Here is a 1,645-nt window from a genome sequence, read left to right as displayed (position 1 = left end):
TACAACAATCTCAAAACCTGGATTGAATCAGATATTCGGCAAGAATGGATTGAGCGACTGCAACCCTTAATTGAAAAGCCTGAAACCATTCAAACCCTGACCGGTCTAGAAACCTGGTTTACGCTTCCCAACAAACCCATGAAAGCTCCACCGCCGCGCTACAAAATGGCGGTCGTGACATGGCTGGGAGTGTTTTTCACGCTATCGATTCTCAATCGTTTGCTAGTACCGCTCTTGATTGGGCTTCCGGTATTGCTCAGAACGTTTTTAGTTACAGGTCTAACGGTTGCCCTGCTGACCTATGTGATGATGCCGCGCCTCACTCAACTCTTTCGCAGATGGCTGTATCCCACTTGATCAAGTACATATCTTGCACATTCATAGGAATCCTCCATGTCTTGTCAACACCTGAACGAACTGACGCTAGAGACTATGATTTCAAAAGCCAATGACCCGGTATTCCACTGTGAGGAATGCCTGCGAGTTGGCGATCGCTGGGTTCACTTGAGAATTTGTCAAACCTGTGGCAAAATGTTGTGCTGCGACTCATCTAAAAATCAGCACGCCCGCTGCCATTACGAAGAAAGCGGACATGCGGTGATCAGTTCAGCCGAATTGGGAGAACAATGGCTGTGGTGTTTTGCCGATGAAAAGAAGAAGAACTATTGATCAATCTCTGCTTCCATTCACGAGGAAACCATCATGTCAAATCAGCCTACCCTGACCTCAACGGATATTTGGCCGAGTTTACCCCTGGACGCATGGCAAGATACCTATGCCACCTTGCACATGTGGACTCAAATCATCGGCAAAATCCGCTTTGCCCAAACTCCGTGGATTAATCATTCCTGGCATATTCCCCTCTATTTAACCGTTCGGGGACTGACCACTTCCACGATTCCTTATGGTAGCCGCATCTTTCAAATCGACTTTGATTTCATTGATCATGAGCTGCTGATTCAAACCAGCGAAGGGGCAAGACGGGCGATCGCACTCTACCCTCGCTCGGTTGCTGATTTTTATCAGACTGTGATGGAAACTCTGAGAGCATTAGATCTTCACATCACAATTAACACCAAACCGAATGAAGTCCCTGATCCAATTCGATTTGAGCAGGATGAAACCCATGCTGCTTATGATGCGGATTATGCCAATCGATGCTGGCGAGTGCTGCTACAGTCCGATCGCGTCTTTCGAGAATTTCGTTCACATTTTTCCGGCAAGGTGAGTCCGGTTCATTTTTTCTGGGGGAGTTTTGATTTAGCAGTGACTCGCTTTTCGGGGCGATCGGCTCCTGAGCATCCGGGAGGGGTGCCAAATTTACCGGATGTAGTGGCAAAGGAAGCCTATTCCCAGGAAGTCAGTAGTGCCGGATTTTGGCCCGGAGCCGGGTTATCATACCCAGCGTTTTATTCCTATGCGTACCCAGAACCCGATGGGTTTAAGCAGGCTGAGGTTCGTCCTGATGCTGCATTTTACAGTAAAGAGTTGGGTGAATTTATTTTGCCCTATGACGCTGTCCGCGAGGCAGAATCACCGGATCAGATGTTGTTAGAGTTCTTGCAAAGCACCTACGAAGCTGCCGCCAGGTTAGGCAACTGGAATCAAAAAGAACTTCAGCAGTTGACGTTTAAGTCGCAACTGC

At 48.0% G+C, this 1,645-nt stretch carries 2 protein-coding genes and 1 pseudogene; all 3 read left to right on the top strand.

All coding sequences use genetic code 11. From position 1 onward, the window contains the following. Positions 1 to 357, top strand: a pseudogene (locus tag H6F90_RS00015) (antibiotic biosynthesis monooxygenase); the annotation flags it as partial. Between the two features lie 36 nt (positions 358 to 393). Continuing rightward, complete coding sequence (locus H6F90_RS00010; protein WP_190549073.1) at positions 394 to 669, top strand: UBP-type zinc finger domain-containing protein; 276 nt, start codon at positions 394 to 396, stop codon at positions 667 to 669. 33 nt (positions 670 to 702) lie between these two features. Beyond that, positions 703 to 1,645 (top strand): DUF5996 family protein (locus tag H6F90_RS00005; RefSeq protein ID WP_190549070.1); only part of this gene is annotated, 943 nt, incomplete at its 3' end.

The organism is Trichocoleus sp. FACHB-591 (assembly GCF_014695845.1).
Lineage (GTDB): Bacteria > Cyanobacteriota > Cyanobacteriia > FACHB-46 > FACHB-46 > Trichocoleus.
The sequence above is the reverse complement of the archived record's forward strand: the minus strand, read 5'-3'. Positions and strand labels throughout refer to the sequence as shown.

Coding starts and splice junctions, on each gene's coding strand:
- H6F90_RS00010 (WP_190549073.1), top strand. CDS start 394: ATGTCTTGTCAACACCTGAACGAACTGACGCTAGAGACTATGATTTCA.